Source organism: Cryobacterium lactosi, assembly GCF_004403945.1.
Classification (GTDB): Bacteria; Actinomycetota; Actinomycetes; order Actinomycetales; family Microbacteriaceae; genus Cryobacterium; species Cryobacterium lactosi.
Window position 1 is genome coordinate 73,002 of the sequence record NZ_SOHM01000049.1, and the last position, 23,664, is coordinate 96,665.

Here is a 23,664-nt window from a genome sequence, read left to right on the forward strand (position 1 = left end):
CGATCATTGGTGAGTGATCACGAATACCGGATAGAGCGTCTAAACGACCTGCCGGTAGTCGGAACTGGACGGCTGAATTTCAGTCGTCCAGTTCGCGTGCTAGGTCCTCGGGGAGGTGATCCAGATTTGCCCGCTGGTCAGAGCATCTCCAAGGCAGTCGGCAATTCGGATCGCATCCTCCTCGGTCGAACCCGCGACGAGCTGCATCGAGAGGCGGGAGGACGGCATATCTGCGCTCTGCAATGATGTTCCAACGCTGGGATCATCAATGCATAGGCTCAGCGATTCAAAGCGTGGATCCTTGGCGCCGACGAACCACGAATCGCCGTCACCTTCGGTGCGGTCGTATGAGGCAGCAGGCGCTTCGGCGCAGCCAGCTAGCATCATTGCCGCGATGAGCAAGACTGCAGCACTCGTCGTCCGACCAGTCATCCAAGGCCTCCTCGCGCAGATCAGGGCAGTATTTGGACAATGAGCTTCGCGCGTCAGGGATTCGCTGTCACTCCGTCGGTGACCGCCGGTCCCCGGAACGAGCATAGGTCACGACACCGACGCGGGGGTGATTCGCTCCCGGGCAGGCACTGAACGCCGGAGGCGTCGCGACCAGCGCTCTCGAGATGCAACAGAACGCGTCCCGTGACTCCTGGACGTTCGAATACATGCAAAATCGGCTCTCCGAAATCATGCGCAGCATCCACGATCGGTGCCTGGAAACCGTCGACGAATACGGTTCGCCCGGTAACTACGTCGCCGGGGCCGACATCGGCGGATTTACCAGGGTCGCTGACGCAATGCTTGCCCTCGGCGTGATCTAACACGCTTTAGTTCTACCGCAACGCCAGCCACCGCGCCCAGGTTGCCTTTACTGGGCCAACGGCTATGGTGAGGGCATGCCTATCCCTCGCGCGACCTCCGGATGTGTTCATCGCACTCGCGTCGTGCCCGGTTTCCTCAATCAATCGACCGTCGGCGTGTCGTCTGACCGCCAGTTCGGCCGGACGGGACGTGTTCTCCTCATCCTTTCCCGCATGCGCGCTCCACCGCACTGATCATTTACCCCCTGGATCTGTCCGGTATCAGGAGCGCGCCGCAGTTGCGGCGCGTTTGTCGTTTAACCACGCTGAAGGAACCATCATGAGCACCCTCCCGTCCCCCTCCCCCATCGACGTCACCAATAACAATGACGAACTCACCAGCTTCCGACGACAGCTGGAAGAACAACTCCGAGAGCGCGAAGAACTCGTTGCCGAACTCCACCCCCGCGCTGCTCCCCACATCGACCTCGTAGCCTGGTCAACCACCCAGTCGGCTCTCCAAGTCGTTACCCAAATCAACGCAGCACTGCTCCGCATCGAAGCCGGAACATTCGGAACCTGTAGCCGGTGTGCCCGACCAATCGCCAAAGCTCGGCTCAAAATCATCCCTTACGCGGACACCTGCGTCCCCTGCCACGCAGACGGCACATCATAACCTATCCCCAAGTGAACGGGCGAGATCATGACGGTCACGCAACTACCCGGCCGGCGCACGGAAGGACCGGCCGCGATACATCCGGGAAGCACTGAAGCACGCCGGCCGATTGTTCTCCTCGGAGACGAACTGGACTGCCTCCACGCTCTTAGATCCCACCCCGACATCACGGTCGCAACCCGCGGTGAACGCACGCATGGCCACCCGCTCGCTGCGGTCATCCAAATTGACTTATCGTCTGTCGAAAACCGAACGGACCTCAAGGCGAGACTGCGCGCCCAGATACCGATCTGCACGAACACCTGCGAACAGACCCCGTCCATCCAGCGTCTCCTTCTGATCATCGACGGTCCGCCAGGGGTGCCCGAATCAGTGATGCACCGGATGTGTGACGCGACCGCCGACCGCCTCCACCGTCACATCGAACAACGCTGCGGAACATACATCATCCTCACCATCCTGCTCGTCACCGGCTGCGACAACCCGTCCCTCCTTGCACACCGCACTCGCCATCGCGCACTACAAGCCCAGGGCATCGATGCGACCAGCACACTCACCTGGAAAGAGATTGCCCAGAGACCAATCGGACACACCGCTGCAAACCACTACAGCTGAACCAAACACTACTGAGGAGGGAATAGATCATGGCTAAAACACCATGGACAGCCAGCGCATTACGTGCTCGGCTACTCGTAGAAAGAGTGCTCAACGCAGGTAGTGCAGCGTCCAGGCCCCTGGCACTGAAACGACTCGAACTACTCCAGATCATCAAGCAAGTCGACACGCACACCATCAGCGCCGAACTCGCCACCGAGCAACTCAACGCGCTGGCCGAGAACGTTCGCACAGTCGACCAGCTGCCACCCAAGGCCACGATTCCTCTCTTCCAACGCGCTCACTGATCCCACCGCCACCCGCCCGCCGCGAGAGGTCTTCCGGCAGGGTATCCGTGCCTAGAATGTTCAGAGAACCTGCACGATAAGCGAGGCGGTCTGCACTGCCGCAGAAGACTTTGCAGCCAGGATACCGATCGCGACGAGGACAGTCCCAACGTCTCTACCTTTTTGACTCCGACTAATCGTGAACTAACTCTCAACCGGGCTTGACGCAGAGGGACGTGAAACAGGTGCGGCTCGGGCTAGCTAGCCGCCGGCCACGGTCAGCGTGGCGGCAGGATCTCGCCGGAGCCGCGATGGATGAGCCGGGTGGGGATCTCGATCTGCTGGGTGAACGCGCCGGGGTCGGCAAGGTGGTCCAGGGCCAGGCGGGCGGCCGTCCGGCCGAGCTCCATTGTGTCGTAGGCCACCACGGAGATGCCCAGGGCGTCGGCCAGCTCGAAGTCGTCGAAGCCGATAAACGCCACCGGCGGCTTGAGGTTGCGCAGCACCCGCACGGCGCCCGCACTCCCCCGGTTGTTGCCAGCGACGATCGCCGTGGGCGAGTCCGGCAGATCCAGCAGGCTCTGCACGGCGAGCTCCGGTGAGATGTCGGGGTCATCGTCTAGCCGCTCCCATTGCGCGGTCTCGACCACGCCAACCTCCCTGAGCGCCTCACGGTAGCCGGCCAGACGCTCCCGCTGGGTGTACATCGCCGAGGGGTTGCTGATAAAGCCGATCTTTCGATGCCCGATGGCGGTCAGCGACCGGACCGCCTCGGCCATACCGAGGCGATTCTGCAGCACGACCGAGTCGGCCAGGAGGTTCCGTGCCGGACGGTCGACGCTTACGACGGGCGTTCCCAACTGGCGTTCGCCCTCGAGGTAGGACTGGTCGTCGGCGATGGGGATCAGCAGGAGCGCCCGCACTCGCTGGGAGATCAGCGCGTCCACGACGCGCTCCTCGCTGTCGGGCGAGTCGTCGGTCGTCGCGAGCACCATGGTGAGGCCGCGGAGCGCCAGCTCACGCTCGATGCCGGCGGCAACGTGGAAATAGAACGGGTTCGTGAGGTCGCCGATCACGAACGCGACGGTGTTGGTGACCCCGCCTCGGCGCAGACTGCGGGCGAGGTTGTTGGGCCGGAAACGCAGCCGTTTCGCCGCGACGAGCACCTGCTCCCTGGTATCGGCCGAGACGTTACCCGCCTCGGCGAACACCCTGGAGACGGTCTTGGAACTGACCCCGGCGAGTCGGGCAACGTCGGCGAGAGTGGCACGGGATTGGGTTGTCATGATTCTCCATCGGCACGTGGTTCTTGATGTGGTGCTATCGAATAGCTCCATCAACCCACGATGTCAACGTAAGACATTGTCTGGACATTGACAAGACCTCCTCGCCGGTGATTTCGTCACAATTCCACTATTTCTGGGGCGCATTTACTATTTGAGGTGGGTAGACAGATTTAGACAACGCTGACATTTGTGTTTGACGTGGTGTCGAAATCGGGCTTACAGTGAGGCCCAACAGCAACACCAGGGATCCACGGGCGGGAAGTCGCGGTCGTGTCTCAACGGGTCAATGGTGATACCGATTAGGAGAAGACAGATGGCAAAGAAGCTCATCATGGGAGTGGCCGCCCTGGCAGCCACCGCACTACTGGCGGGATGTTCCGGCTCTGCCCCCGCAGACGACGGCAAGATCGCCGGCGAGATCACGGTCCTGACGAACCGGACCGACATCGTCGACACCGTGTTCACGGACTACGCCGCTGAATTCGAGAAGGCCTACCCGGGCACCAGCGTCAAGTTCGAGGCGATCGCCGACTACGAAAGCGACGTCTCGACGCGGCTCTCGTCCGGAAGCTACGGGGACGTGCTCCTCATCCCGAACACCGTCACCAAGGCCCAGCTCCCCCAGTTCTTCGAGCCGCTGGGCACCATCGACAAACTCGGCGAGACCTACAGGTTCGTCACCGAGATGGCCTACGAGGACAACGCGTACGGCGTCGCCGTCACGGGCAACGCCCAGGGCATCGTGTACAACAAGAACGTCTGGGCGGCCGCCGGCATCACCGAGCTGCCCACGACCCCTGACGAGTTTCTGGCCGCGCTCAAGCTCGTCAAGGACAAGACCGACGCCACCCCGTACTACACCAACTACAACGACGGTTGGCCGCTGAGCCAGTGGGAGGGCAACCGCGCTGCCACCGGCGACGCCGACGCCTCGATCACCCTGGTCGAGTCCGACGCCCCCTGGGCCGAGGGTGAGTACCACGAGGTCGCCGACGGGCTGCTCTTCGACATCGTCGCCAACGGCCTGAGCGAGGACGACCCCGCCACCACCGACTGGGAGTCCTCCAAGGCGGGCCTGGGCAGCGGCGCCATCTCCTCGATGGTGCTCGGTTCCTGGGCCCTCACTCAGATGCAGGATGCCGCGGTGACCGCCGGCGGCAGCGCCGACGACATCGGCTACATGGCCTTCCCGAGCGCGGTTGACGGGCAGACCTACTCCAGCATCGGCGGCGACTACAAGAACGCCATCAGCCTGAGCTCGAAGAACAAGGCAACCGCCCGCGCGTGGATCGACTGGTTCGCCCAGGAATCCGGCTTCGCGGGTGACCAGGGCGGTCTGTCCCCGGTCGTCGACGGTCCGGACCCGGAGACCCTCACGGAGTTCACCGCCAGCGGCGTCGAGTACCTCGAGCTGACCCCGGTGCCCACCGACAAGGCCACCTGGGAGAACGACATCATCAGTGAATCCGAGATCGACCTCTGGGGCCAGATCTACCGCCAGAAGATCGTGGACGTCGCCCGCGGCGCCGCGGACGGCGACAAGGCCTCCACCTTCGAGGCCCTGAACAAGGCCTGGTCAGAAGCCAAGGCCTCCGTCGAGGGCTAAACCTCAGCACCAGCAGTACGCAGGACGGCCGGCCGTGGGCACCTCAACGGCCGGCCGCACTGCATCCAGGTCGAACCGCGCAGCCCGCGCTGCCCGCACCCACATGTTTGTCGGGAGTTCCCGAGAGAAAGGACGCTAGGTGTCTCAGCAACTGGCCCCCACGAAGACAGGAGTCCTGTACAACAGGTTCTCCCAGCGCTTCATCCGCACCACGGTCACCGCCGGGGGCAAGCGCAAGGATTCCATCGTCATGCCCTGGCTGTTCCTGGCCATCCCGCTGGCGCTGCTGATCACGTTCACCTACATCCCCGTGGGCAACATGATCTGGTACAGCTTCACCTCCTGGGACGGCCTCGACCAGAACAAGGAGGCCGTCGGCTTCGACAATTTCGTGAAGATCTTCACCAAGCCCGAGTACTGGCAGGTCTTCGCCGTCAGCCTCTACTACTTCGCCGCGTCCTTCCTCCAGATGGGCCTGGCCCTGTACTTCGCCACCATCCTAAGCTTCAAGACCCGGTTCCGCAGCCTGTTCAAGGGCATCCTGTTCTTCCCCTACCTGATCAACGCCGTCGCCATCGCGTTCATCTTCCTGTTCTTCTTCCGCCCCGGCGGCACCCTCGACGCCGTGCTCAGCTTCGTGGGCCTGGGCGACTTCTCCACCCAGTGGCTGGGCAACCCGGATGTTGTCAACTACTCCCTCGCCGGCGTCGCCATCTGGCGGTACATCGGCCTCAACTTCGTGCTCTTCCTCGGCGCGATCCAGTCCATCCCCGGCGAGCTCTACGAAGCGGCCGACCTGGACGGCGCCAACAAGTGGCACCAGTTCCGCTACATCATCGCCCCCGGCATCCAGCGCATCATCAGCCTGTCCTTCATCCTGGCGATCGCGGGCAGCCTGTCAGCCTTCGAACTGCCGTACATCATCACCGGCGGCGCCAACGGCAGCGAGACCTTCGTCATCCAGACCATCCAGACGGCGTTCGTCTACCGCAAGGTCGGCCTCGCCTCCGCGATGGCCGTCATCCTGCTCATCATCGTGCTGATCGTCACCTGGATTCAGCGCACCGTCGTTCCCGACGAGAAAGTATCCCTGGCCTCATGATCCGACACCTCGCCGTCACCGGGAAGTACACCTCCCTGGTCATCGGTTCCCTCGTAGCGCTCGTGCCCATCGTGGTCATCCTGTTCGCGTCGCTGAAGACCAATACCGAGTACGCCACCACGGGCCCGCTCGTGCCACCGGAGAACTGGCTGAACTTCGCCAACTTCGTCACGGCGTTCGTCAACGGGCGCATGATGCTCGGGTTCGTGAACACCACCGTCATCGCCGTCGTCTCGGTGACGGGCACGATCCTCATCGGCACGATGGCCGCCTATGTCCTGGACCGTTTCGAGTTCAGGTTCAAGAAGCTCGTCTTCGCCCTATTCCTCGTCGCCACCCTGGTGCCCGCGGTGACCACCCAGGTCGCGACCTACCAGGTCGTCAACTTCTTCCACCTGGTCAACACCCACGGCGCCGCGATCATCCTGTTCATGGGCACCGACATCCTGTCGATCTACATCTTCATCCAGTTCATGCAGTCGATCCCCAAGAGCCTCGACGAGGCCGCCATGCTCGACGGGGCCAGCCGGCTCGGCATCTACTGGCGAATCATCCTGCCCCTGCTCGGTCCGGCGATCGCCACCGTGGTGATCATCAAGGGCATCGCAATCTACAACGAGTTCTACATTCCCTATCTGTACATGCCCGCCCAGGACCTCGCCGTGATCAGCACCTCGCTGTTCCGCTTCCAGGGCCCATACGGTGCACAGTGGGAAGTCATCGCGGCCGGCATCATGATCGTGATCCTGCCGACGTTGGTGCTCTTCCTTTTCCTTCAACGATTCATCTACAACGGCGTCACGGCTGGAGCTACCAAGTAATGTCTGTCAACACACTGTCTGTCGGCGCACTGTCTGCCAACACCCTCGCTGCCCCTACCATCCGGCTGCTCGACACCGACTGGAGCGTCACGGCCCTGGCCGGACCGGTGCCCGCGAGCATCCGGCGCCTCACGGTGCCGGCCACCGTGCCCGGATCCGTGCACACCGACCTACTGGCCGCCGAGCTCATTCCCGACCCGTACCTCGACGGTAACGAGCAGTTGCTCTCCTGGATCGGGCTGACCGACTGGCGCTACAGCACCACGTTCGTCTGGAACCCGGCCGGTGCCGACCGGACAGACCTGGTCTTCGCCGGGCTCGACACCATCGCCGAGATCGAGCTGAACGGGGTGTCGCTGGGCACCACCCGCAACATGCACCGCAGCTACAGCTTCGACGTGGGCGCCCGCCTCAAAGCCGGCCTCAACGAACTTGTGGTGGTGTTCCGCTCCCCCATCAAGGCCGCGGATGCCGCGAGCCTGGACCTCGGCTACCGCCCGCACGTGAACCACCACCCCTACAACGCCATCCGCAAGATGGCCTGCAGCTTCGGCTGGGACTGGGGCATCGACACGTCCACCTCCGGACTGTGGAAGCCGGTGACCCTGGTCAGCTGGTCGACGGCCCGCCTGGCCACAGTGCGACCGATCGCCACCGTGTCCGACCCGACGGGGCCGACCAGCACCGGGCTCGTGGACGTGCACGTGGAGGTGGACCGCACCACCCAGACCCCCGTCAACGTCACGGCATCCGTCGCCGGCGTCAGCCGCACTGTGGAGCTGCCGGCCGGAGCGACCGAAACCACCGTGAGCCTGAGCGTGCCCGATGTGGACCTGTGGTGGCCGCTCGGCTACGGCGAGCACCCGCTCTACGAGCTGGAGGTCACCCTGCGCGCGGCCGACACCGCGGTGGAACTGGACCGGTCGACCACCCGCATCGGCTTCCGCACCGTCGAGTTCGACACCACCCCCGACGAGAACGGCACCCCATTCACCCTGGTCATCAACGGCCAGAGCGTGTTCGTGCGCGGCGCCAACTGGATCCCCGACGACGCCTTCCCGCACCGCGTCACCAAGGCACGCTACCTGGACCGGCTCACACAGGCCGAGTTCGCCAACATCAACCTGATCCGGGTGTGGGGCGGCGGCGTCTTCGAGAGCGACGACTTCTACGACCTCTGCGACGAGCGCGGCCTCCTCACCTGGCAGGACTTCCTGCTCGCCTGCGCCGCCTACGCCGAAGAGGCCCCGCTCGGCGACGAGATCGAGGCCGAGGCCAGGGAGAACGTCATCCGGCTCGCCGCGCATCCGTCACTGGTGGTGCTGAACGGAAACAACGAAAACCTCTGGGGCTTCGAGGAATGGAACTGGAAGCTGCGCCTGGACGGCAAGACCTGGGGCGGCGGCTTCTACTACGACGTGTTCCCGGCCCTGATCGCCGAGCTGGCCCCACACATCGGCTACACGCCCGGCAGCCCGTTCTCACCGGTCGCCGGCACCGTCCGAAACGACCTGCACCCCAACGATCCCGAGCACGGCACCATGCACATCTGGGACCTCTGGAACCAGCGCGACTACCCCGCCTACCGCGAGTATCAGCCGCGGTTCGTTTCCGAGTTCGGCTGGCAGGGCCCGCCCACCTGGTCCACCCTCACCGAATCGATCCACGACGCCCCGCTCACCCCGGAGTCGCCCGGCATGCTCGTGCACCAGAAGGCCGCTGAGGGCAACGTCAAACTCACTGACGGACTCATCCCGCACCTGCCGTTGCCCGAGAACATCGACGACTGGCACTGGGCCATGTCGCTCAACCAGGCCAACGCCATCAGCACCGCGGTCGAACACTTCCGCTCGCTCAGCCCGCATTGCATGGGCAGCATCGTCTGGCAGTTGAACGACTGCTGGCCGGTCACCTCCTGGGCCGCCGTGGACGGCTACGGCCGGCCGAAGCCCCTGCTCTACGCCATCAAGCACGCCTACGCCGACCGGCTGGTCACCATCCAGCCCCGCGACGGCGGCCTCGCCGTCATCGCGGTCAATGACTCCGCCGACACCTGGAGCGGCGAGCTCCTGGTGCGGCGGTACACAGACACGGGAGCCGTCCTGGCCGAGCACGCCGAGCAGGTCACCCTGCCGGCGCGGTCGAGCGTGACCGTGCCGCTGCCCGCATCCGTGTCCGCGGCAACGGATGCGGCAGCGGAGCTCCTCCGCGCCGAGCTGGCCGGGGTGCGCGGGCACTGGTTCTTCACCGAGGCCCGCGACAGCACCCTACGCCAGGGTGACCCCGAGGTGAGCGCCGTGCGCACCGGCAGCGGTTACACGGTGCAGGTCACCGTTCCGGTGCTCACCCGCGACCTGGCGTTGCTGGTCGACAAGGTCGACCCGGCCGCCCTGGTCGACGACATGCTGGTCACCCTGCTGCCCGGCGAAAGCGTGGTCTTCACCGTCACCTCCCTCCTCGAGGTCGACCCGGCCGCCTTCACGGCGCCGGGCGTTCTGCGCAGCACCAACCAGCTGGTGCAGCGGTGACGAGCGGGAGCCGGCCCGACGCCGCAACCGTTCTCAGCGAACCGGTCTGCGGCATGACCTGGGGCTGGACCGGGGTGCGCGACACCTGGGCGACCCCGGCGGCCGCCGACTCCATGCGGCTCATTGCCGACCTCGGTGTCAACTGGACGGCCCTGGCCTACGCGGCGCTGCAGGACACCGCCCAGTCCGAGGAGATCCCGTTCGGCGACGCGCCGACGGTCACCGACGAGGAGGTGCGCTGGGCCATCCGCGAGGCCAAGTCGCACGGGCTCAAGGTCTGCCTGAAGCCCGTTGTCAACTGTGCCGACGGCACCTGGCGCGCCTACATCGGTTTCTTCGACTGGGAGGTGCCCGGTGAACCCGGCTGGACCGCCTGGTTCCGGTCGTACACGGCGTTCATCCTGCACGCCGCCCGGCTCGCCGAGGAGGAGGGCGCCGAGATGCTCTGCATCGGCTGCGAGATGGTGCGCGCCGACGGCCAGGATGCGCGCTGGCGCACCCTGATCACCGAGGTGCGCGCGGTGTACAGCGGCCTGGTGACCTACAACTGCGACAAGTTCCAGGAGGACCACGTCACCTGGTGGGACGCCGTCGACGTGATCACCTCCAGCGGCTACTACCCGGTCGGAAGCTGGGACGAGCAGCTGGATCGCATCGAGCGGGTCGTGACGGCCGCCGGCAAACCGTTCTTCTTCATGGAGGCCGGCTGCCCGAGCCGCACCGGGTCACCCGACAAGCCCAACGACTGGGCCCTGCCCGGCGTTCCCTCCGGCGCCGAACAGCTGCGCTACTACGAAGACATGTTCGCAGCCACCGGATCACGAGAGTGGATGCGCGGCTTCATGCTCTGGGACTGGCCCACAACGTTGTACGCGGCGACCGACGCGGCCAAGAACGACGACTACTGCGTCTACGGCAAGCCCGCCGCAGACTTCCTGAGCCGGCAGTACCGGTCATGGTTGAACCGTACTCGGCGCGAGCCGATGCCCCAGAACGACCACGCCCAAACGCATCTCACCACACCCGTACCACCCGCAAGAATGGACCACCCATGAGTGTCGAATCCGCTTCCCTCACCATCGACGCCGGCCAGACCGGCATCCGGGCGCGTCTACACACCGCAACCGGACGCTACCTTCCGTTTGAATTCGGTGGGATACGTACCGACACCGCGCTCATACCTCAACTTGGTGAGATTGTTGCCCGGGTTGCATCATTAACACGGGAACCGATCTACACGGTCAGCGCCGGTGTCTCTGGGTTTTCTAAAGCCGAAAGTGATCCCCGCGAACTTCGTGAAGCTGGCACCATCCACGGCGTTCGCGAGGTGTTCCTCGCCCACGACTCCGTTACGAGCTACCTCGGAGCATTGGGTGATGAGCGCGGCGTGGTCGTTGCCGCAGGTACCGGCGTTGTCACCCTGGCAGTCGGTGTGCACGACGTGGCCCGTATCGACGGCTGGGGCAACCTGATCGGCGACGCCGGCAGCGGATACTGGATCGGCCGCGCGGCCCTAGAAGCCGTGATGCGAGCGTATGACGGGCGCGGACCTGTCACCGCTCTGACGGCGACCGTGCGTCGTGACTTTCCCGACCTCGAGGTCGCATACCTGGAATTACAGGCGGACCCTCTCCGGGTCAGCCGAATCGCCGCATACTCCCGCCAAGTGACCGAGCTCGCGACCACAGACCCCGTCGCCTCCAGAATCTGTGACGAAGCCGCGACAGAGCTCGCGCTCTCAGCCGCCACCGGACTCCGCCAAGTCGACGAATCCTCCGGCCCCTCTCCGGTCGTCTGCGGCATTGGCGGTGTGCTCCGCTCCCCAGAAATTTCGACACGATTCGAACGCAATCTGCGGAAGCTCTGGCCCGAAGTTGACATACGCCCTGCAGCCGCCCAGGCACTCGAAGGTGCCGAGTTTCTCCCGATTCTTGCTCCACTGAGCGCATTGCGCGATCGTATCGCCGCATCCATTGGATAAACCCTCCTCCCGCCACACCCAAGCCCGCCGATATCGTGTGCATGAACTGGTGGGCACAGCTGACCGTGGCAAATGTGCACGATGCCACTCCGAGAACGGTTCGCGAGGGCGCCATGCTTGGCGTCGTTGCCACTGCGATATGGCTAACTACACCGGGCATGGCAGCGGCTTACGTCGAAGACAGTGTGGTGCTGGGCGCTGCCGGTGAGGGAAGCTAATCCGCTTCTGGTGCAGGACCGGATGAAGAACATAGTTGGGACGAAGTCCCCACTATCGAGGCGGGCGAGAATGCTGTATTCGTAGCTGGTCGTCTCGGCGTCGCGCTCCACCTGCAGATCGAGCAGCGTCGGCAGCGCGATAGCAACGGTGAGCAGGTCCTGCCACACCGCCTGCTGGTGCTCGTCGAGCCATGGGGCGAATCGGTCATGACACGCGGAGGTAGTCGTAGACAGTTTCGCGGCTGATCTCAACTTCTCGGGCCAAAGCAACTTTCGGAACGCGGGTGGCGGGCTTCTCGCGCAGCTCCGCGGCTTGAGCCTCGTCAAAGAATGGAGTGCGGCCGCGGTAGACCCCGCACGTCACCGCTCACTACCCTCACGTCGTGTCGGGTTCGCCGCAGCGTCCATCAACATGTGCGGAATCCCGGCGTGCATCCCCGCCGGCCCATCCAATGCCGGTCCGGACGTCGACTGCACGGTTCTACGCGGAGTCGCGTACGACGAGTCGAACTGGCCCGGCGACCACCCCGGGCGACGGTGCCCCACCAATCGCGTCGACGAGGTGTTGCGCCGCGGCGCGGCCGAGCTGCTCGAGCGACATGTCGACGCTCGTCAGAGTCGGCCGAGACTCGCGCACGAGGAGGTCCCAGTTGTCGAACCCGATTACGGCGACATCGTCGGGTACGCTGATGCGCTCGTCTCGGAGGGCGTCAAGGATCCCGCGGGCGATGTGGTCACTACCACCGATAATTGCGTCGACCGGCTCGCCGCCGCGGACAAGGAGGCGCGCGCAGTCCCGCCCCCACCCCTCGCCCCATTGCCCGAACAACGACCTCCCGCCCACGAGCTGGAGACCGGCCGCCTGTAGGGCCTGGTTCACCCCCGCCGCGCGGTCCTGAGCCGCTGCATAGGACACCTCGCCGTTTACAAGCGCGATCCGCGTCCGCCCGGTGGCGATGAGGTGCTCGGCCGCGAGACGCCCCGCCTGGACGTTGTCGGGGGTGAAAGAGGCATCGGCCGGGTCGGTCGAAGGGGCATAGACGTAGACGACGGGCACGTCCGCCATGAGGGCGACGGGTGGCCGGGGATTCGTGGTCCGTCCCACGATGAGCAACCCGTCGACACGCCGTGTCAGCAGTGTCTGCAGGTGAAGATGTTCACGGAGGACGTCGTCGCGGGCGTCAGCCAGCAGCACCGAGAGCGAGCCCGAGCCGAACGCGTCCTCCGCACCGAGCAGTATCGGCAGGACGAATCGGTTGTCGAGGTCGCTGGTGACCATCCCGATGGTGCCCGTACGCGGGGAATTCAGCGCTTGGGCGAAGAAGTTGGGTGTGAACGCCAACGCGGCCGCCGCCTCCTGCACCTTCACCCTCGTGCTCTCGCGGACTTGGGCGCGACCATTCAGAGCCTTCGAGGCCGTGGCCACCGACACCCCCGCAGCACGTGCGACGTCAGCAAGCGTGACGTGCGACGGGATGCTCTTGCCGCCTACTGCGTTGGTCATCTACCAAAATTAGTTCACAAAGGCGTTGACGGCCTATAGCAGGGCATGTAACTTTGCTACCGAAACCAGTTTCGGTCTCTTTGCTCTCGACGGCGAGTCCCCGTGCCGCACCACCGGCCGGACTCTCTGACGGAGTACCCGCAGCAGTTCAGAGAGGAACCTCCTGTGATATCGCCCCTCCGCAGTAAGAATGTCGCTGTCGCGCTCGCCGGGATCGCCGTCGTGTCGCTCGCCGTCACCGGGTGCTCCGGCGGCGGTTCGTCGGCCGGTGAAGGCACCGCCGCGTCCGGCACTTACACCTTCTGGGACCCATACCCCCAATTCGATGACACGTCCGACTGGGCCAAACTGATCGACACGTGCGGCGCCGAGGCCGGCGTCGCAATCGAGCGCATCGGCTACGACACCTCCGACCTCACCAGCAAGGCGCTGCTCGCCGGTCAGCAGGGCAATAGCCCCGACCTGTTGCTCGTCGACAACCCTGTGGTCTCGACCCTCGCCGAGGCGGGGCTGCTGACCGACACCGAGCAGACCGGCGCGGACACCACCGACATCGAAGAGAATATTCTCGCCGCGGGACAGATCGATGGGAAGACCTACGGAGTACCGATCGGTGCCAACACGCTGGCCTTGTATTACAACAAGACCGTCCTCGACGCGGCCGGGGTCGACCCCTCGTCAATCACGGACTGGGCCTCCCTCACGAGCGCACTCGAAAAGGTCACCGCGGCCGGCAAGAAGGGCATCACCTTCTCGGCCATCGGCACCGAAGAGGGTAGCTTCCAGTTCCTACCCTGGTATTGGGGTAGCGGCGCCGATCTGACCGAGCTCGACTCCGACGACGCCGTCTCGGCTTTGACCCTTTGGACCGACTGGGTCAACAAGGGCTACGCGCCGAACTCGGTTATCAACAATACCCAGACCACGACCTGGCAGGAATTCGTGACCGGTGATTACGCCTTCGCCGAAAACGGCACCTGGCAGCTGGCTGGTATCAAGGAATCGGGTATGGACTACGGCATCATTTCAATCCCTTCGAAGGACGGTGGCGCAGCCCCGGCGCCGACCGGCGGCGAGTTCCTCACCGTGCCCGTTCAGAGCGACGACGCCCGCTACGAAGTCAGCGAGAAGATCCAGGCCTGCCTTACCAGCACCGACAACCTCGTTGCGACGGACGCGACCCTGTCGTACGTCGCGCCGACGAAAGACGCTCAAGAGGCGCAGGTCTCCGCCGACCCTGACCTCGAGCCATGGGTCACTGCCGTCGCCGATGCCCGGGGGCGCACCAGCGACGACCTAGGCACCGACTACCCGAAGATCTCGGAGCAGCTCTGGAAAGCCGTGCAGAACAGCCTCAGCGGATCGTCCAGCCCCGAGGACGCCCTGGCGGAGGCCCAGAACGCTGCCGCATCTGCCACCGAGTAGCAGCACTCGCATACCCGCACCATGGCACCACCCGTGACACCGCCGAACGACGACAGGAGCACCATGAGTACCCACACGATGGAACGTCGTGAGGCAGTGTCCCCCGAGAGGCCGGGCGTCCGGCCCGGCCTCAGTGGGCCCATCCGGAGGCGTCTACCGGGCACCGGTCAGCTGACTGCTTGGGCGTTCCTTACCCCGGTCGTCGTATACCTCGCCGTTTTCTATGTCTGGCCGTTGGTCCGCAACGTCGACCTGTCGACGCATGGCTACACTGTCCGCTCCTTCATCGAAGGGAACGCACCCTTCATCGGGCTCGAGAATTTCTCCGCCGTGTTCGCTAGTCCGACCTTCGGGCCTGCGTTGATCAACACGCTGCTGTTCACCGGCATATCGATCGCGTTCCAGTTCTCGATCGGCATGGCCCTGGCGGTTTTCTTCTTTCAGAAATTCCCTCTGTCATCGACGCTGAGAGCGTTGTTCCTGGTGCCGTGGCTGCTGCCACTGATCGTGAGCGCGTCGACCTGGTCGTGGATGCTCAACAGCGACAGCGGCGTCGTCAACTCGGTGATCAGAACACTCGGCGGCGATCAGGTCAACTGGCTCACCTCACCACAGTGGGCACTCGCCAGCGTGATCATCGCCAACATCTGGATCGGGATCCCATTCAACCTCGTGATCCTCTATAGCGGTTTACAGAACGTCTCGGGCGACATCTACGAGGCCGCCGCGCTCGACGGCGCGAATAGTTGGCAGGTCTTCTGGCGCATCACGTTCCCGCTACTCCGCCCCGTCTCGGCCATCACGATCCTGCTCGGTCTCGTCTACACGCTCAAGGTCTTCGACATCATCTGGATAATGACGCGGGGAGGGCCCGGCGACGCGTCGACCACGTTCGCGATCTGGTCGTACCAGCTCGGTTTCGGCTCCACCCTCCCCTCGTTCGGACCGGCTGCAGCCGTCGGTAACCTGCTCATCATCATGGCTCTCGTCTGCGGCTTCATCTACCTGCGCGTGCAGAGGAAGCAGGACCAGTCATGAGCACCGCCATTCAACCAGCAGCCGGCCCCCGGCCAGTATCGGGACGCACCACCTCGGGGCGTGCCGGCCGGCGCAACCTTGGCACCACCGTGATCGGCGTCGTCCTCACAGCGATCATGCTGTTCCCGATCTACTGGATGATCAACGTCTCGCTGACCCCGACCGCGCAGATGCGACAGAGTCCGCCGTCGTGGTTCCCGGCCGCACCGACGCTCGACGGTTACCGCGCCGTGATCGCCGAACAGCTGCCCTTCCTCGGCACGAGCCTGCTAGTCGGACTGGGCACGGTCCTCGTGACGATCGCTCTGTCGGCACCGGCTGCGTACTCGCTCGCCAAACTGCGACCCAAGGGAGGAGGCGCACTCAGCTTCGTCCTGCTGGTCGCCCAGATGATCCCCCAAGTCATCATGGCCATGGGCTTCTACGCGATCTACCTCAATCTCGGGATCCTCAACGAATGGTGGGGGCTCGTCATCGCCGATTCCACCCTCGCCGTCCCCTTCGGTGTTCTGATCTTCACCGCATTCATGAGCGGTATCCCCGACGAGCTGATGAGCGCCGCGAAACTCGACGGTGCCAGTTCGTGGCGCACCTTCGTCTCGGTAGTGCTACCCATCAGTCGCAACTCGGCCGTCACGGTCGGCCTCTTTGCGTTCCTCTGGGCTTGGTCCGACTTCGTCTTCTCGTCGACCCTCAATAGCGGCGGTGACGCCCAGACCATCACCCTCGGGATCTACCGCTATATCGGCAACAACAACCAGGAGTGGAACTCGATTATGGCGACCGCCGTCGTCGCGTCGATCCCCGCCACTGTTCTCCTCGTCGTCGCCCAGCGATACGTCGCAGCCGGGGTCACCGCGGGCGCCGTGAAGGACTGACGGCGACATGACCACCACACACTCCATGAGGAGCACGCCCGTGACCACGATCCACACTTCGACGTCGACCTTCGCCGGTCCCGTCCAGCCCCGCCGTTCAGCCCTAACGCCACTTGATGCCACAGAAATCCGTCTGACCGGCGGATACTGGCGCGAAAAGCAGCAGCTCAACGCCCATGTGGTGCTGCAGCATTGCGAGGACTGGATGGAGCGCATCGGCTGGGCGGGCAACTTCGACAAAGCGGCTTCGCAAGAGACCGGCTGGGAACACGCGGGAATCGAGTTCGTCGACTCTGAAATCTACAAACTGCTCGAGGCCATGGCGTGGGAGCTGGGCCGGTCGCACGACGCCGCCCTTGCCGCCCGCTACAACCGCTACGTGCACCGGGTCGCATCGGCACAGGACGCCGACGGCTACCTGCACACCAGCTTCGGCCGGCCCTGGCAGCCGGCCCGATACTCGAACCTCGAGTGGGGTCACGAACTCTATTCCTTCGGGCATCTCATCCAGGCCGCGGTCGCCGCAGTCCGCACACGCATCGACGTCACGCTAGTCGGCGTCGCCCGGCGACTGGCCGACCACCTCTGGACAACTTTCGGGCCCAACGGCCGTGTCGCCGTCTGCGGACACCCCGAGATTGAGCTCGCCCTGGTCGAGCTCGGGCGCGCCCTCGACGAGCCCCGCTACGTCGAACTCGCCCGCCTCTTCGTGGAGCGCCGCGGCCGCGGCCTACTCGCGCCGATCGAGTACGGCCAGGAGTACTTCCAGGACGACGTGCCGGTACGCGAGGCCGAGGTGCTCCGAGGTCACGCCGTGCGCGCCCTCTACCTCGCGGCCGGTGCGTTCGACGTTGCCGTCGAGACCGGTGACGACGACCTTGCCCGTGCCGTGCGGACCCAGTGGGAGAACACCATCGCCCGGCGCACCTACGTGACCGGCGGCATGGGCTCGCACCACCAGGACGAGGCATACGGCGCCGACTTCGAGCTACCGCCGGACCGTGCATACTCCGAAACATGTGCCGGTATCGCATCGAACATGCTCTCGTGGCGTCTACTTCTGGACGACGGCGACCCGCGGTACGCCGACCTGATCGAGCGCACCCTTTTGAACAACATCATGGCCTCGCCCCGCGAAGACGGCCGCGCGTTCTTCTACACGAACACCCTCCACCAGCGAACCGACGGAGTCGCCCCCGACGAGAGTGCACTCAACGCTCGGGCACTGTCGAGCCTACGGGCCCCCTGGTTCGAGGTGTCATGCTGCCCGACAAACGTCGCACGCACCCTGGCGAGCGTCGAGCTGACCTTCGCCACGACCACCGACTCCGGGTTGCAACTGCACCAGTACGGCGACTTCGACATCGACACCGCCCTCGCCGACGGCACGCCGGTTGCCGTCTCCGTGCGCAGCGGCTACCCGTACGACGGGCACGTCAGTATCACCTGGCGTGAGGACACAGGCCGTGAGGTCGACCTCGATCTGCGCATACCGTCATGGGCAGGTTCAGCCCGAATCAGTCGCGGGGGCGAGACTCCGGTCGTGCGAGTCGCCCGTTCGGCAACTCTGCACGGCCGATTCGGCGCCGGGGACGTCGTGACCGTTGATTTCCCCGTCGAGGCGCGCTGGGTCACGCCCGATCCCCGAATCGACGCCGTGCGCGGACAAGTCGCCGTACAGCGCGGGCCGCTGGTGCTCGTACTCGAATCCACCGACCTGCCGAGGGGCGACGTGAACGACGTCGCCGTCGACATCACCATGTCGCCGACGACAACCAGGACCGGCGCTTCTGTCGAGGTCTTGCGCAACGCTCAGACACCCGGCGGGTGGCCGTACGGCCGGCAAGACCATACGACCGAGCCACTCGGCACGGTCGATCTCGTGCCCTACGCCACCTGGGCGAATCGGGGGCCCTCGACCATGCGAGTCTGGCTTCCGGTCGCCGACCGCCCGCGCTGACCCGCGCCTCCCAACGTCCCGCCCGATACGCGAGGCCACCCTGTTGCACCCCTCGAAAAAGCAAAGGAGCTTTCTGTGACCAGAACGAAGATTACGACAGGACTGTTGGCAGCGACGGCGATCCTCGCAGCGCTAGTCGTCCCGGCCGCGCCCGCAACGGCCGCCGCCGCCGGCAACACCCTCGTCGTCGACGCGGCAACCAGCATCAGGCCGGTGACCCACGTAGGGGCGGGCGGTCTCTACGCCGTATCCACCGACACCAACCCCGCGCCGGGCCTGCTAACGCCCCTGCGGCTGAAACAGCACACCCAACCGGCACCCGGTGTGCAGCAACTCGGCAACGGGGCGACCGTACCGTCAGGCGACATCCTTAAGACCGCGAACGCGTTCACCCGCGACGGCGCCCAATCGTACGCGCGCATGCCCGACGTCTACCCGAACTTCCCGTACCGCTGGGTCAGCTGGGAGGACTGGACCCAGAAAGTGAACACAATGGTGAAAGCCCGTGTCGACGCAACCGGCACCACCAACATCAACGGCTGGGAACTCTGGAACGAGCCAGACGGCACTTGGGACACCGCCAAGGCAGGGCCATTCCTCGACGGGTGGACCCGCACCTATCGCCTCGTGAAACAGCAAGATGCCGTCACTCCCATCATCGGCCCTAGCTACAGCCGCTACTACCCCGACCTGATGCGCGACTTCATGGCTCGGGCGAAGGCAGACGGCACCGTACCGGACGTAGTCGTGTGGCACGAACTCGAAAACGAGACCTACAACACCGTCGACGAGCACGTCGCCGACTATAGGGCCATCGAGCGATCTCTCGGCATCAGCCCTCGGCCGATCTCGATCAACGAGTACGGCTCGCCCAGCCAGATCGACACCCCGAGCGTCGCCGCCCACTACATCGCGCAATTCGAACGCACGGGCATCAACGACGCCCAGCGGGCCTACTGGTACGAGTCGGGGACCGTCGGCGGGCTGGTCTGGAACAACCGTCCGACTGGTTCTTATTGGCTCTACAAGTGGTACGGCGAGATGGCCGGCAACATGCTCGCGGTGACGCCGTCGGGTGACCTCGACGGGTTCGCATCGTATGACTCGAGCCGCAAGATCGTCAATGTCGCTTTCGGCGGGACCTTCGGAGACAATGCCGTGCAGGTCAAAGGTCTCGCCGGCTTTGGCGACCAGGCGACCGTTACGGTGAACTACACGCCACGCTCGGGACGGATGACGACCGTCGACGCGCCGACCAGAGTCTCATCGACGACCATCCCGATCGTGAACGGTGCCGTCACCGTGCCGGTCACGAACCAGGACTACCTGGGCGCGTACCAGCTGGTCGTCACGCCCGCCTCGGGCCCGACAACGTCGTACCAGCAGGTCTACGAGGCCGAGAATGCCACCGTCGTGAACGCCTCCCGACTTTCGTCGACCGGCGCGTCGAATGGCGGCTACGTAGGCCGCATCGACGGTCTCGGGGACGGGCGATCGAACAGCTTCGTCGACTTCGTCGTCGAGGTGCCGACCGCCGGGGCGTACTCACTCACCACCCGGTACGCGAACGGAGGCGCGACCACGTCGACCCAGGGCCTCGCCTACAACGGCGGCGCGTACACGATGGTGTCGTATGCACCGACCGGCGCCTGGGGGCGGTTCGCTACCTCGTCGTCGACACCGGTAACTCTCAAAGCCGGATACAACGTCATTCGGTTGGCAAAGGGCTCGCCGAACTTCGCTGGCGGCACGGGCTTCGCCGAGATCGACTCCCTGACGGTAGCGCCCCGGTAGAGCGCGAGATCCCCCGGACCGGGAAGGGGCCAGCTGACGCGACGGCTCTTCCCGTCGCGTCAGCTGAACGCTGAGCTCAGCGTGCCGGTACGGGGGATCAACCACGGCATCCGCCGAGTCAACGATGCGACCAGGTGGGAACTGTTCGAAACCGAAGAGTCAGCCCACCTCACGCCGCTGCCGGCCGACCGGTTCGAGGAAGTCAGGAGCGCGTACGGGATCGCGAAAAGCACTGCTGGCGGCAGGCCCCATTTTGAGACCGCGGCACGTATGGATGGCGTGGAGTGCGATATTGGTCGGCACGAACCGCCGTAGGCGCAAGGGGTGCGGGTAGTGCACCCAAGACCGCAAGCCCCGATTAGCTAGCGATCCTTGGGGGTCAGAACTTCGGCGTTTGTCCTGAGTTTTCAAGCGGCCATTCCGAGGCGTGGCCGATCGAGCAGGTGCGGGGTGAATGGATATTCTTTGGTCACCCTGCAAGTGCGCCGACTGTGTCGCTAGCAACTTGCTGCAGCCGCGCTCCGGTGATGCTCATGGGCGCTGCCCAAAAATGCCAGGGTCGACTAGACACCGTCCCTTCGGAAGTGTCTCAACGACCTCAGTGTCACCGACCAGCGACGCGTCCGACAGAGGATCGCTTGGCCTCGATCCACCGATCGGCTTGGGGCTCGGTTCAGGTTCTGATTTGACTCGGGTTGGGGTTGTGGGCGCGGATACTCCTCGACCTGCGGCTCGGCCGTGGTGGATCGGAATGACGTCGATACAGTCGGTGCCGAGGTGGCTAGGCGAAGCGTCCACCTGCTCGGAGATGGCCGCACGAGACATGCCGGAGCCTCCGGTACTTCCACGCCCACCCTTGAGGGGCGAGCCGGCCGGATCGGATCACCGCGGCGAGTGCAGCGCCAGGTGCGATCTCTGCAGTGCGACGCGCCACTTCCTGGACACCGGAGCTGCTGGGCGTCACGAGCGCTGACCGAAGGTGGCCGGGTCGACAGGCTGTTGCGTCTGGGACATGTTTTCCACGACAAGCAGGTAGGACTCGGTGACGAGCTCGTCGACGAAAGCCGCGTCAAGACCGCCATCGGGTTGAAGGGTGATCCAATGCTGCTTGTTCATGTGACAGCCCAGCGTGATGTCCGCGCGCGCCGTTCGGAGACTGAGTGCACCTGCGGGGGCCGCCTTGAGAATGACGATCGGCTCGCCGGCCACCACGGTTTGCAACATGAACACCGTGCCGCGTACTCTATACACGTCCCAGTCCACACCCGAATGGATGGGTGAGTTCCGCCCCCGGCAGCTCCAGCGTTCGTTCCGCCGCCGCCCGCTCCTGCAGCTTTTTACCATTCATTGGATTTCCTTCCGTCACATCCCATACGCTCACCGGTTCGCCGCGTTCCCCGCACACCGCGAGCCTCCGGAGCCGCCGTGCCGCGGCTTCAAGCGCGGAGCACGCTCAGCCCGCTCGAAGCCGAACACTCCCCCACAGGCACCTCGATGACTTTGATCAACAATTGTCCACGACTGGGCGAGACGAACTTGAAACCAATCAGCTTGACAGGAGCGTTCCAGTTAGGGGGCTTCAGCGTCCGTATGGCATGATTCATCCGCCATATTTGCGCCGGCAAGAGCGGGTCACGGCCATACCGACATCATTACAGTGCGCCCGATTTTTCTGCGAACGTGTCGTCGGCCATTCGCGCGACGTGCAGGGTCATGTGGGTTACTTCGTCGTCGGCAAGTTGCTCGCCCAAGCGCAATTCGAGCACCGTCTGGAGCTTGAGCGCCGCTATAAAGGCGGCCACGGCTGGCGCGGGAGCGGGAATGGGCGGGCTCAATGCAAGACCCTCTGCATTCTGGTGGGATTTAGCCGAACACGATCTCCATGGCCGCGAATGAACGTCGATCTACTTCTCACTGCACAAGTGCAGCCCGTCACCGATCCGTCCATCAAATTGCCCGTACTTGGAGTAACTAGGTTATGGGCACGCGTGCAACGACGATGTCATGGCTTCCCAGCGCGTTGAGAATGGATGTTGCCTGGATCAAGGCGCCTTCGTTCGTCCACGTCAGAGATTGGCTGTAGCCAGAGTTCTCGAGGTCGAGGTGACGGGAGGCAGACACCGGGAGGCGGAGAGTTTGCCACTCCCCGCCGCCACCACTCGAATTGAACAGCGCGAGGTTGGATTCCGTTCCATCCGCTTCGATGGACAGCCGGCCGGTAACAAGCAGATTCACCTGCCCATCAGCGCCAACTCGCCAAGCCACATTTGGGCTTCCAGAGAGGGTGGTACCCGTCGTGCTTACCAGTAGTTGACCCAAGTCATCGGGGGTGCCCCAGCTAAGACCATCGGTCGAACTCGCGATGTAAACGGGAACGATTGTCGGGCCGACAACCTCGAACACAGCTCTAAAACTGCCGTCAGGAAGCTCACCCGTCGCGACAAACATACCGGGGCGCTGGTACCCGTCGGACACTCCAAAGTCGATGACAGGCTCGGCCCAGTGCTGGAGGTCCTTGGTCGTTCGGTGCACGAGGACTTGGAGCATTCCTCTGTCCTTTTCGCGTTCATCGGCATAGACGCAGACGAGCTGCCCGTCGGCCATGTATAGGTCGGGTTCCCAAACTGCCGTGGTCGTGGCGTGAGGGGAGGAATCGTAGATCGCAGGTCCGCCTGCGTCGACTTGGGACACGAAGGACCAGGTTTCACCCCGATCCACGCTTGCGTAGATCACGATGTGCGTTTCGGACATGTCCTCGGGGATCGCGTTGCCGGCAAGCAACAGCGAACCTCGTGGATACCCACCGAACTCGACAGGAAGCTCGAAAAGAGAAGGCTGGTACCGGTTTCCTATCCCCAAAAACGTGTCCACCACCTGCGCGACCAGGGTCCAGCTGCGGCCGTCGTCATCACTTCGCCACACTGGGAACGCTCGCCCGTCAGTCGTTTCGTCAACGTAGACCTCCGCCGACAGAAAAATGGCACCCTCGTTGGGTCCCGAAGGGTCCGTCACCAGCAATCGGGTGTAGTTGGCGCCAGTCTCGTCGGCGCGGCCCGAACGTAGGATGCACAGCTCGGGGGCGCTGGTTGAGAGCGGCAGCGGATATACAGAGTTCACTTGTTCCTCGCGTAACGGTCGTGATGGCAGGTGCTGACCGACGAAATCCGTCCTC

Annotated in this window: 21 protein-coding genes and 1 pseudogene; 15 read left to right on the forward strand and 7 right to left on the reverse strand. The window is 64.4% G+C overall.

The genetic code is table 11. The annotated features are described in order from the left end of the window. Window positions 1-99: 99 nt before the first annotated feature. Window positions 100-432: a hypothetical protein gene (locus E3T61_RS21180; RefSeq protein WP_134642808.1), complete on the reverse strand. Its 333-nt coding sequence runs from the start codon at window positions 430-432 to the stop codon at window positions 100-102. 131 nt (window positions 433-563) lie between these two features. Here E3T61_RS21180 and E3T61_RS21185 point away from each other — a divergent pair. From E3T61_RS21185 to E3T61_RS21200, 4 genes and pseudogenes are all read left to right on the forward strand, one after another. Beyond that, window positions 564-815 (forward strand): annotated as a pseudogene (locus E3T61_RS21185) (NADP-specific glutamate dehydrogenase); the annotation flags it as partial. 535 nt (window positions 816-1,350) lie between these two features. After that, complete coding sequence (locus tag E3T61_RS22745) at window positions 1,351-1,470, forward strand: TraR/DksA family transcriptional regulator (protein ID WP_420898513.1); 120 nt, start codon at window positions 1,351-1,353, stop codon at window positions 1,468-1,470. Window positions 1,471-1,497: 27 nt separating this feature from the next. After that, window positions 1,498-2,085, forward strand: a complete 588-nt coding sequence (locus E3T61_RS21195) for a hypothetical protein (protein ID WP_134642810.1) — start codon at window positions 1,498-1,500, stop codon at window positions 2,083-2,085. Window positions 2,086-2,171: 86 nt separating this feature from the next. Next, window positions 2,172-2,372: a hypothetical protein gene (locus tag E3T61_RS21200; protein ID WP_134642811.1), complete on the forward strand. Its 201-nt coding sequence runs from the start codon at window positions 2,172-2,174 to the stop codon at window positions 2,370-2,372. 257 nt (window positions 2,373-2,629) lie between these two features. Here the strand turns inward: E3T61_RS21200 and E3T61_RS21205 are convergent, their stop codons facing one another. Continuing rightward, window positions 2,630-3,637, reverse strand: a complete 1,008-nt coding sequence (locus tag E3T61_RS21205; RefSeq protein ID WP_134642812.1) for a LacI family DNA-binding transcriptional regulator — start codon at window positions 3,635-3,637, stop codon at window positions 2,630-2,632. Between the two features lie 313 nt (window positions 3,638-3,950). Between E3T61_RS21205 and E3T61_RS21210 the strand changes: the two genes are divergently transcribed. The 6 genes from E3T61_RS21210 (at window position 3,951) to E3T61_RS21235 (ending at window position 11,675) form a co-directional block, all read left to right on the forward strand. Beyond that, window positions 3,951-5,243, forward strand: a complete 1,293-nt coding sequence (locus tag E3T61_RS21210; RefSeq protein ID WP_134642813.1) for an ABC transporter substrate-binding protein — start codon at window positions 3,951-3,953, stop codon at window positions 5,241-5,243. Between the two features lie 202 nt (window positions 5,244-5,445). Continuing rightward, window positions 5,446-6,345, forward strand: coding sequence for a carbohydrate ABC transporter permease (locus E3T61_RS21215; protein WP_241992738.1), 900 nt, complete (start codon window positions 5,446-5,448; stop codon window positions 6,343-6,345). Further along, a complete protein-coding gene (locus E3T61_RS21220) occupies window positions 6,342-7,166 on the forward strand; it encodes a carbohydrate ABC transporter permease (protein WP_134642814.1) in 825 nt (274 codons plus the stop codon). Before E3T61_RS21215 ends, E3T61_RS21220 begins: the two co-directional genes overlap by 4 nt. Next, window positions 7,166-9,694, forward strand: coding sequence for a glycoside hydrolase family 2 protein (locus E3T61_RS21225; protein ID WP_134642815.1), 2,529 nt, complete (start codon window positions 7,166-7,168; stop codon window positions 9,692-9,694). The genes E3T61_RS21220 and E3T61_RS21225 overlap by 1 nt, the downstream gene beginning before the upstream one ends. Then, window positions 9,691-10,749 (forward strand): glycoside hydrolase family 113, encoded by a 1,059-nt coding sequence (locus E3T61_RS21230; RefSeq protein ID WP_420898512.1) that lies wholly within the window; start codon window positions 9,691-9,693, stop codon window positions 10,747-10,749. Before E3T61_RS21225 ends, E3T61_RS21230 begins: the two co-directional genes overlap by 4 nt. After that, on the forward strand, window positions 10,746-11,675 hold the full coding sequence (locus E3T61_RS21235; RefSeq protein WP_166793353.1) for an N-acetylglucosamine kinase: 930 nt from the start codon (window positions 10,746-10,748) through the stop codon (window positions 11,673-11,675). Before E3T61_RS21230 ends, E3T61_RS21235 begins: the two co-directional genes overlap by 4 nt. 143 nt (window positions 11,676-11,818) lie before the next feature. On the opposite strand, the gene E3T61_RS21240 is transcribed toward E3T61_RS21235, so the two are convergent. Next, window positions 11,819-12,061, reverse strand: a complete 243-nt coding sequence (locus E3T61_RS21240; RefSeq protein ID WP_103431512.1) for a hypothetical protein — start codon at window positions 12,059-12,061, stop codon at window positions 11,819-11,821. Window positions 12,062-12,374: 313 nt separating this feature from the next. Beyond that, window positions 12,375-13,397, reverse strand: coding sequence for a LacI family DNA-binding transcriptional regulator (locus E3T61_RS21245; protein WP_103431511.1), 1,023 nt, complete (start codon window positions 13,395-13,397; stop codon window positions 12,375-12,377). 165 nt (window positions 13,398-13,562) lie between these two features. Between E3T61_RS21245 and E3T61_RS21250 the strand changes: the two genes are divergently transcribed. From E3T61_RS21250 to E3T61_RS21270, 5 genes are all read left to right on the forward strand, one after another. After that, window positions 13,563-14,822 (forward strand): sugar ABC transporter substrate-binding protein, encoded by a 1,260-nt coding sequence (locus E3T61_RS21250; protein ID WP_134642817.1) that lies wholly within the window; start codon window positions 13,563-13,565, stop codon window positions 14,820-14,822. Window positions 14,823-14,885: 63 nt separating this feature from the next. After that, the gene (locus E3T61_RS21255; protein WP_103431510.1) at window positions 14,886-15,860 is read left to right on the forward strand and encodes a carbohydrate ABC transporter permease; all 975 of its coding nucleotides are present in this window, start codon (window positions 14,886-14,888) and stop codon (window positions 15,858-15,860) included. After that, window positions 15,857-16,738 (forward strand): carbohydrate ABC transporter permease, encoded by an 882-nt coding sequence (locus E3T61_RS21260; protein ID WP_134642818.1) that lies wholly within the window; start codon window positions 15,857-15,859, stop codon window positions 16,736-16,738. The genes E3T61_RS21255 and E3T61_RS21260 overlap by 4 nt, the downstream gene beginning before the upstream one ends. Before the next feature lie 40 nt (window positions 16,739-16,778). Then, window positions 16,779-18,698 (forward strand): glycoside hydrolase family 127 protein, encoded by a 1,920-nt coding sequence (locus tag E3T61_RS21265; protein ID WP_241992736.1) that lies wholly within the window; start codon window positions 16,779-16,781, stop codon window positions 18,696-18,698. Window positions 18,699-18,773: 75 nt separating this feature from the next. Further along, window positions 18,774-20,492 (forward strand): CBM35 domain-containing protein, encoded by a 1,719-nt coding sequence (locus tag E3T61_RS21270; protein WP_198418748.1) that lies wholly within the window; start codon window positions 18,774-18,776, stop codon window positions 20,490-20,492. Window positions 20,493-21,452: 960 nt separating this feature from the next. Here E3T61_RS21270 and E3T61_RS21280 read toward each other — a convergent pair. The 3 genes from E3T61_RS21280 to E3T61_RS21290 form a co-directional block, all read right to left on the reverse strand. Then, the gene (locus E3T61_RS21280; RefSeq protein ID WP_338145555.1) at window positions 21,453-21,755 is read right to left on the reverse strand and encodes an MmcQ/YjbR family DNA-binding protein; all 303 of its coding nucleotides are present in this window, start codon (window positions 21,753-21,755) and stop codon (window positions 21,453-21,455) included. 389 nt (window positions 21,756-22,144) lie between these two features. Next, complete coding sequence (locus E3T61_RS21285; RefSeq protein ID WP_133163844.1) at window positions 22,145-22,327, reverse strand: hypothetical protein; 183 nt, start codon at window positions 22,325-22,327, stop codon at window positions 22,145-22,147. Window positions 22,328-22,463: 136 nt separating this feature from the next. Further along, window positions 22,464-23,664 (reverse strand): sialidase family protein (locus tag E3T61_RS21290; protein WP_206751539.1); only part of this gene is annotated, 1,201 nt, incomplete at its 5' end.

Coding starts and splice junctions, on each gene's coding strand:
- E3T61_RS21180 (WP_134642808.1), bottom strand. CDS start 432: ATGACTGGTCGGACGACGAGTGCTGCAGTCTTGCTCATCGCGGCAATG.
- E3T61_RS21195 (WP_134642810.1), top strand. CDS start 1,498: ATGACGGTCACGCAACTACCCGGCCGGCGCACGGAAGGACCGGCCGCG.
- E3T61_RS21205 (WP_134642812.1), bottom strand. CDS start 3,637: ATGACAACCCAATCCCGTGCCACTCTCGCCGACGTTGCCCGACTCGCC.
- E3T61_RS21210 (WP_134642813.1), top strand. CDS start 3,951: ATGGCAAAGAAGCTCATCATGGGAGTGGCCGCCCTGGCAGCCACCGCA.
- E3T61_RS21220 (WP_134642814.1), top strand. CDS start 6,342: ATGATCCGACACCTCGCCGTCACCGGGAAGTACACCTCCCTGGTCATC.
- E3T61_RS21225 (WP_134642815.1), top strand. CDS start 7,166: ATGTCTGTCAACACACTGTCTGTCGGCGCACTGTCTGCCAACACCCTC.
- E3T61_RS21235 (WP_166793353.1), top strand. CDS start 10,746: ATGAGTGTCGAATCCGCTTCCCTCACCATCGACGCCGGCCAGACCGGC.
- E3T61_RS21245 (WP_103431511.1), bottom strand. CDS start 13,397: ATGACCAACGCAGTAGGCGGCAAGAGCATCCCGTCGCACGTCACGCTT.
- E3T61_RS21255 (WP_103431510.1), top strand. CDS start 14,886: ATGAGTACCCACACGATGGAACGTCGTGAGGCAGTGTCCCCCGAGAGG.
- E3T61_RS21260 (WP_134642818.1), top strand. CDS start 15,857: ATGAGCACCGCCATTCAACCAGCAGCCGGCCCCCGGCCAGTATCGGGA.